Consider the following 7,637-nt stretch of genomic DNA (forward strand, 5'->3'; position numbering starts at 1 on the left):
CGAAAGGAACTTTCCTCATGACTCGTGCGCTCACCTGGACGGCGATTACGGCCACCACCGTCCTGGCCCTGGCGGCCTGCACGGGCGCAGACGAGCCGCCGCCACCGCCGTCCTCTGGTGGCACTACGGCCCCCAGCTCCGACTCGACTCAGACCAGTGCTCCGACGGACGAGGCGGCGACTACCAGTGCTGGGCCCGCGCTCAACACCTTCGTCCCGGTCGCTGCTGGCACCGAGCGTGCCTGGCCAGAGGTGATCGACACCGTCTCCAAGGGGGAGGCTGAGTTTGCCCTCTTCGGGGTTTACCGGATCGACGCCGAGCGCGTGGTCGTCAGCGGACGGTATGCCGGCCAGCCGAAGAGCAACACAGCGGCAGCCGAGTGGTTCGAGCCCGGCTACTTCCACTCCATGGGCGGGTATGAGTTTTCCCGCGTGGCGGTGACCGGTGCGGATGGAGTGCGCCACCTGCCCGTTCGGGATGAGGAAGACCGCTGCCTCTGCAGCCTGTCCACCCAGCCCTACGCCGATGCGCAGGACCCGCAGGCTCCGGCGTGGGTGGTCGTCTCTGCGCCGGCTGACGCGAAGACCCTCGATGTGGAGGTCAGCGACATCGGGACCATCAAGGATGTCCCAGTCACCGACCTGCCGACCGCGGCCAGCGTCCCCTTCGGTTGGGTGGAGGTCCTCTCGGTCGACGCACTCGCCCGCGAGGACGGGGTCATCACCGCTGGCACCACGATCGCTAACGTCAGCGACCTGAATCCCACCTACACCCTGGCCCAGCATCAGTTCGATTTTCCGGACCTAGAGGGTCAGGACTGCTTCCAGGGCCTGTCTGCTTGGGGCAGCGCCACCCCCACCGGTCGGATGGCGCAGGACCCGGACTGCCATCGCGGCACCATGCCTGGTGGGGGGCAGCAGATCTCCCTGGAGGTCAAGGTTGCCGACCCTGGATCCCAGCAGGTCGTGATCCTCCCGGACGCCGGCCTGCCGCTCATGCTCCCGGTGACCGGCACGCCGACCGAGGGCCAAGCTGCGAGCCTGCGCAGCTATGCCGCTCGCACCGAAGAAGCCGGGGCGACGGTCGAGCAGGGCGAAGAACTCACCGTCAGCCTCGACACCGAGGTGCTCTTCGACTTCGACAAGGCCACGCTCACAGGTGCGGCCGACGACGCGCTCGCGGTCGCGGCAAAGACGCTCAAGGCGCAGGACAAGCGGGCGATCACCATCGCCGGTCACACCGACGGCCAGGGCAGCGCCGCGCGCAACCTGGAGCTGTCCGAGCAGCGCGCCAAGGCGGTGGCCAAAGCCCTCGGCGACAAGCTCGGCGCCGACTGGCAGATCGCCGTCGAGTGGCACGGGATGAGCAAGCCCGCCGTCAAGGAGTCCGGATCCCCAGCACAGGTCAAGGCCGCCCAGGCGCGCAACCGGCGCGTGGAGATCGTGGTCCCATGACCATCCGCACTCTCACCGCCTCCGGGATGGCCCTGGGGCTGACGCTCGTCCTGGGCGGCTGCGACGCTGCCCAGGACACGCCGCCGCAGGAGCTCGCGCAGGCGACGGTGGCACCCAGCGATGCCGCCGAGCGCACCGCACCGGCCCCAGACGGGTGGGTGCTGCGACAGAGCGCAGGTTTCAGTGTCGCCACCCCGCCGGGATGGGTGCCGCGGCCGGAAGACCAGCGGGTCCGTCAGGCGGCCATGGACGTCGGTGTGCCGTTCACAGGGCAGTCGACCCCGCCGTCACGGCTCTTGGTGTTCCTGGAGCGCGACCACGTCGGCGACCTCGACCTGCGTGAGCAGGTCCTCCGCCTGCAACTGCAGAGCGGCCTGCCTTCGGACGCGACTATCGACACCAGCACAGACGTGAAGATTGCCGGAGCGAGCGCCGCCCGCGAGTTCGACACCTACTACACCACCGCAGCCGTAGCGCGCACGGTGACCGGCACCCCTCTGAAGGCCACCCGCATCCGACAGGTCGAGCTGCTCGTGGAGACGGAGGGGCTGCCCAAGTTCGGGTTCAGGTATGCCGCGCCCGTCGCGGAGTTCGACGAGGAGGCCTGGGAGCGGATTAAGTCCTCCATCGAAGTGCGACCCGAGGAGGTCCGAGGGGTGGTCGTTGATGGCGAGGACACAGTCGAGGGGTGAACAGGGGGACCAAAGGGCCCATGCCTCTTGGCCAAGTAGGGACTTTCGCGTCTAGCGACGAGGTCGGGGCGCTGGCTACCGTTGGGAGGAAGGAAAGACAGGTGGAGGGGACAAAGACAGGTGGAGTGGACACGATGACGCAGGTCACCAGGACCCGTGGAGGGGATCGCGGAGCGGCGGGGATCGAGCAGGCCGGCATCACTTTTCTCGTCGCCGTCCTGCTGGGGGCAGCCATCGCCTCACCGGCGACCAACATCATCGGCCCCAACGTCGCGTTTGCGATCTGTCGGGCGTTCGCCGCGCTCCCCGGAGGTTCCGCCCAGTGCGTGTCGCCAGAGGCGCAGGCGCAGGATCGGACCAAGGAGTACGAGAACAAGTGCACCCTGCGTCAGGTGGACCGGGCTAACAGTTATGGCGGAAACTTCGAGATCTTCACGGCTGAGAAGGGCACGAACGACCAGATCAAGAACAGCGCCGACGGCAGCAGTTCTGTCACCCTCGGCGAGAGGGCAGAGGCTGGGGTCGGTGCCAAGGTCAAGCTGCGTAAGCCGGGGTCGAGCAAGGGGGGCAGCAGTGGCGCCAAGGACGGTGACTCCCCGTCGTCGATCGACGTCAAGGGCAAGGCCGAGGCGACCGTCGGGACGTCGCTGAAGTACACCTACAATTTCCCGGAGGAGTATGGAGGCGGCGATGCTGCCGACTCTTTCCTCGATGACAAGCGCGGGGGCTGGAAGCAGTATGCGCAGACCGCGATCCCCGGTGCCCAGACGATTGACGAAGGCGTGACCCGAGCCAAGGATGGCGTCGCGGACCTGTGGAGCTGGGGCTATCACAAGGTCACTGGCCAGGAGGAGAGCGCGGAGTCCAAGGCCGCCCGGGACCGGGAGCACCGGATGGGGCAAGCCGACTCTGTCACTGCTGACCTGTCGTTGCAGGGGATGGCTGGCCTCGACATCACCTCGGGACTGGTCGATGGGGGCGCGGAGATCAGCGCCAGCGTGTCCGGACAGGTGACTGCCTCGTTAACCAACGATGGCCCGGACAGGGGCAGCAACTCTTTCACCGGCATCGTCAAGTGGGATGGCAAGTTGGAGGCGACGCTCGGGATGCCAGGCGACCCCACGCGACAGATCGGTGATCTGCCGCCCTTCCTGAACGTCTCACCCGGCATGGGCGGGACCGGCTCCTACACCGTCAACTTCGACCAAGACGGCAATCCGACCACGATCACCTTCACCACCGAGAAGCGTGAGTCGCTGAAAGCCGGCCTTACCCCGCCGGAGATCAAGGGTGTCTCTGGCAAGGCCCGGGCCCAGACCGGCACTGTGGAAGAAGAGAAGAGGATCCTAGACCTCACCGATCCCACCAACAGGGACCTTTACGACGCGCTTTTTCTCACCGGAGGCGTTTCCCTGCCCAATGGCACGGTGGCCAAGGTCGCGGTGCCTCGCCCCATCAACGCTAATAGTCTGCAGAGCACCGCTGATTGGATGGCCGACGCACGGGCGTTGTGGGGTCAGACCGATCAGGACGGGATCATCATCAACTCCACCTACGACACCTACGGCACAGACCTCTCTGCCAAGGTCGCGAGCGAAGATGGCCTGGCCGTTGGACCGGTCGGGGTGAGCTGGTCGGACACCGAGACGATCAAGACGCTCACGGGAGCCACGATCCAGGACATGCGTACCGGTCAGCCGGCCACCGTTATGGCGAACTGCGAAGGATGAGGACGATGACGAACTGGCGTGTGTCCTGGCAGGGTGTGCTGATCGGCGGGTTCGCGGCCTTTGCCATCACGGTGCTCTCGGTTCTGCTGGTGCTGCCCTACTTCCAGGATTGGTACCTCTATCTCGATCCGATCATCGCGTCGGGCATCCTTGCCTTGGTGCTGTCCATGCTGCGGGGTGCCGCTGGCATCTTCGTCGGGCGCGCGGTGCGGTCCCGGCACGACGTCGATTCGTCGGTGGATTATGTCCCTACCGCCCTGGTGGCCGGGGCCTTCGCGTGGCTGCTCTGGAGCGGGCTGCTCGTGGCTCTGGGTGACTGGAGCATGCTGACCACGAGCCGCGGGTGGCTGGAGTTGCCGCGCTGGATGATCGAGCTGTCGCTAGGGGCACTGATCGTGGGCCACGAGGCGCCGCAGCGGATGGACTGGCGCTTTCGACAGGTCGGCCACCTGCGGTGATCCCAGCCCTGCTGACACTGGCTGGTCTGATCGTGGGGATGGCGCTCGTCCGCGCCCTCCGCTCGCACAGTTATCGCAACCCCGACGAGAAACACCTCCCTCGCCGACGCCGTCGATGGCTCCCGGCCGCGGTCGCCGTCACCTGGGGGTTGGCCGGCTTGGCATGGTGGCCCACCGACCCTGCCTATCTGGTCTTCGTGCTCGCCGTCTCGGTCCCTCTGCTGGTGCTGGCCGCGATCGACCTGGATGTGCAGCGCCTGCCGGACCGCTGGACGCTCCCCCTGCTCGCCGGCACGGCGCTCGCGGTCCTGCCGGTCACCCTCATGAGCGAGTCGAGGGCGGGATTGCTGGAAGTGCTCGGCTGCGGGCTGGGGATGTGGGTGGCCTATGGCGTGATGCTCTTCCTTCCGGGCAGCGGCATGGGGGGTGGTGACGTCAAGCTGGCGCCGACGATCGGCTTCCTGGCGGGGACCTTGACCTGGCCGCTGGCCGTCCTCTCCGGCCTCATCACCTTCGCGGTCGCGGGAGTGGTGGGCCTGGCCCTGATGGCAGCGGGCCGGCCACGCGGCACCCTGATGGCTTTCGGCCCCTTCATGGTGCTCGGCGCACTGGCGACGACTGCGTTGGTCCCGGCGCTGTCACGGCTCTGAGCCTGATCACCCTGAGCCTGATCACGCAGGCGGTGGCGTGAAGACCCTTCCCTGCCACCCGAATGCCCGGGCTGCGTTGACGTTGGCCGGACGATCGTCGGTGAAGTAGACCTCTGCAGTCCCGACCCGCCGCCCCAGGCGACGTTCGATCTCCGCGTGCGCCACGGCATACGCCTCGGGAGCAGGCTTGGCCCACCCCAGGTCATAGCTGTTGAGCAGCAGCGGGATCAGTCGCCCCAGCCCAATGGTCTCCAGCTCGACGGGGACGCGGTCGGTGCCATTGGTGAAGACGAAGACGGGGGTGCCGCGATCCAGCAGCTCGTCCACCAGGTCGACGGTGGGCTGCAGGGGGGTGCCGTGATCGGCGAGCCAGGTCGTTAGGAGCGAGTCGACCATGTCGGGGGCGTGGCCGAGCTGCAGGAGCCGGGTGCCGAAGGCTTCCATCCACTGGGCGTGCGTCGCGTGGCCCACCACCATCGCGTCCACTTCGGGCAGTGAAAAAGCGAGGTCGTTCAGGCTGCCGGCCGCCAACTCGAGCGAACGCTCGAGGGACTCCTGCCATCCCGTGGCGTTGAAGGCACGGAGCACACCGTCGAGATCGAGCACGGCGACATTGGCCCGTCGGAGGAACGGCGGGATCCGCCAGCCGCGACTGGCGGCCGGTGGCACCTCCTTGGCGACGACGACCTCGGTCAGGGGGATCCGGACCCGTTCGCCGCTGCGTCGCAGCACCGTGACGGTCGTGTCGTCGCGGGCGACGAGCTCACCGAGGGCGTCCGTGGCGCGTCGGCCGTCCTCGATGAGGTAGCGGACCACCACGCGGGTGCCAGTTCGGAGGCGGGACAGACGTGCGGTCGCGGGGGAGTCCATGGTGGTCCCACCCTAGAACGGTCCGCTGACAGCGCTGGCCAGCCTGTCGAGCGAAATATTCGCCAATCTTGCTCCGATGCTAGACCGTCGAAGACGAGCGGAGATGGGCGTCAGACGACCGTCGGCTCCTGGCCGTTGTCGGAGATCACCGGCTTGCCGGCGTCGCGCCACGCACGCATGCCTCCCTCGACATTGACCACGTCGAAGCCCTGCTGCACCAGCCACTGGACCGCTCGCCCGGAGCGGCCCCCGCTGCGACAGATGATGGCCAGCGAGCGGTCCGTCTCGGGCAGCTCGTCCAAGCGCGACGGGATGTCGCCCAGGGGCAGGTGCAGCGCGCCCGGCGCGTGTCCTGCGGCCCATTCATCTGGCTCGCGGACGTCGACGATCAGGGCGTCGTCGGACAGGTTGGTCACCGCGACGGTAGGGATGTCGTTCATGCGCCCATCTTTGCACCGAGCGGCTGGCGAGGTGTTCTTGGCCGACAGAAGTGGCCGTGCTTCCCGATCCGTCGATCACTCTCTCTGCGTGTCTCTGGCAGAAACGGTAGACATCCCCATACAGTCCGAGCGTGGATCCGATCCGTAACCCCTATGCCCCCGGTGCCGGTCAGCGCCCGCCCGAGCTCGCCGGACGCGACGAGCAGCTGGACCGCTTCCAGGTCGTGCTCGAGCGGATCCGGCGGGGCCGCCCGGAGCGCTCGATGATCCTCACCGGACTGCGCGGCGTGGGCAAGACCGTGCTGCTCAACGCCCTGCGCGGCACCGCCGTGCGGTCGCGGTGGGGCACCGGCAAATATGAAGCCCGCCCTGAGCAGGCGATGCGGCGCCCGATGGCTGCCGCGCTGCACGTCGCCGTCCGCGAGCTCGGACACCCTCGCGGCGAGGAGGTCGACTACGTGCTGGGCGTGATCAAGGCGTTCGCGCAGAAGGACCAGCCGGGTGCCAAGCTGCGTGATCGCTGGAATCCAGGCATTGACGCCCCTGCGATCACCGGCCGCGCTGACTCGGGCGACATCGAGATCGACCTCGTCGAGCTGTTCAACGACGTCGGCGGTCTGGCCGCCGACGTCGGCAAAGGCGTGGCGATCTTCATCGACGAGATGCAGGACCTGGCGGCGCAGGATGTGTCGGCGCTGTGCGCGGCCTGTCACGAGCTGTCGCAGTCGGCGCTGCCGTTGATCGTGGTGGGTGCCGGCCTGCCGCACCTGCCGGCGGTGCTGTCCGCGAGCAAGTCCTACTCCGAGCGGCTCTTCCGCTACAGCCGCATCGACCGGCTCTCTCGCGAGGAGGCTGCTCATGCGCTGCAGTCGCCAGCGGAGGACGAGGGCGCGGCGTGGGCAGATGACGCGTTGGAGCTGATGTATGCCGCGACCGGCGGCTACCCCTACTTCATCCAGGCCTATGGCAAGGAGGTCTGGGACCTCGCGCCGGCCTCACCGATCACGTCCGAGGACGTGCGGGTCGCCTCGCCCGAAGCGGAGACCGAGCTGGCTGTCGGCTTCTTCGGGTCACGCTATGAGCGGGCGACGCCGGGGGAGCGGGAGTATTTGCGCGCCATGGCCGAGGTGGCCGCCGAGCAGGCAGGGGAGGAGATCGACGAGGTGGGCTCGGTGCTCACCGCCGACCTGGCGACCCACCTGGCCCGCAAGCCGCAGTCCCTCTCACCTGCGCGTGATGCCCTCCTCAAGAAGGGCCTGATCTACTCTGCTGAGCGCGGTCGCATCGCGTTTACGGTGCCGCACTTCGGCAGATACCTGCGCTCCCAGGGTTGAGGTCGTTGT

At 67.7% G+C, this 7,637-nt stretch carries 8 protein-coding genes; 6 read left to right on the top strand and 2 right to left on the bottom strand.

Annotated features, from left to right (window positions below; translation table 11 throughout):
- The first annotated feature begins 17 nt into the window (after positions 1-17).
- The 5 genes from Q4P07_RS09925 to Q4P07_RS09945 all read left to right on the top strand — a co-directional run bounded on the left by Q4P07_RS09925 (position 18) and on the right by Q4P07_RS09945 (position 4,984).
- A complete protein-coding gene (locus Q4P07_RS09925) occupies positions 18-1,454 on the top strand; it encodes an OmpA family protein (RefSeq protein WP_303374755.1) in 1,437 nt (478 codons plus the stop codon).
- The gene (locus Q4P07_RS09930; RefSeq protein ID WP_303374756.1) at positions 1,451-2,146 is read left to right on the top strand and encodes a hypothetical protein; all 696 of its coding nucleotides are present in this window, start codon (positions 1,451-1,453) and stop codon (positions 2,144-2,146) included. The genes Q4P07_RS09925 and Q4P07_RS09930 overlap by 4 nt, the downstream gene beginning before the upstream one ends.
- A gap of 134 nt (positions 2,147-2,280) precedes the next feature.
- Positions 2,281-3,876, top strand: a complete 1,596-nt coding sequence (locus Q4P07_RS09935; RefSeq protein ID WP_303374757.1) for a hypothetical protein — start codon at positions 2,281-2,283, stop codon at positions 3,874-3,876.
- A 5-nt stretch (positions 3,877-3,881) separates the two neighbouring features.
- Positions 3,882-4,334 carry a hypothetical protein gene (locus Q4P07_RS09940; RefSeq protein ID WP_303374758.1) on the top strand — a complete coding sequence of 151 codons (453 nt, stop codon included), beginning with the start codon at positions 3,882-3,884 and terminating at the stop codon, positions 4,332-4,334.
- Positions 4,331-4,984, top strand: coding sequence for an A24 family peptidase (locus Q4P07_RS09945; protein ID WP_303374759.1), 654 nt, complete (start codon positions 4,331-4,333; stop codon positions 4,982-4,984). The genes Q4P07_RS09940 and Q4P07_RS09945 overlap by 4 nt, the downstream gene beginning before the upstream one ends.
- Before the next feature lie 21 nt (positions 4,985-5,005).
- Here Q4P07_RS09945 and Q4P07_RS09950 read toward each other — a convergent pair whose 3' ends face one another.
- Together Q4P07_RS09950 and Q4P07_RS09955 are read right to left on the bottom strand one after the other, a co-directional pair.
- A complete protein-coding gene (locus tag Q4P07_RS09950) occupies positions 5,006-5,854 on the bottom strand; it encodes an HAD family hydrolase (protein WP_303374760.1) in 849 nt (282 codons plus the stop codon).
- A gap of 110 nt (positions 5,855-5,964) precedes the next feature.
- Positions 5,965-6,294: a rhodanese-like domain-containing protein gene (locus tag Q4P07_RS09955; protein ID WP_303374761.1), complete on the bottom strand. Its 330-nt coding sequence runs from the start codon at positions 6,292-6,294 to the stop codon at positions 5,965-5,967.
- 131 nt (positions 6,295-6,425) lie between these two features.
- Here Q4P07_RS09955 and Q4P07_RS09960 point away from each other — a divergent pair, with 131 nt between their 5' ends.
- Positions 6,426-7,628 (top strand): ATP-binding protein, encoded by a 1,203-nt coding sequence (locus Q4P07_RS09960; RefSeq protein WP_303374762.1) that lies wholly within the window; start codon positions 6,426-6,428, stop codon positions 7,626-7,628.
- Positions 7,629-7,637: the final 9 nt, after the last annotated feature.

This window comes from Ornithinimicrobium sp. (genome assembly GCF_030537745.1).
Classification (GTDB): Bacteria; Actinomycetota; Actinomycetes; order Actinomycetales; family Dermatophilaceae; genus Ornithinicoccus.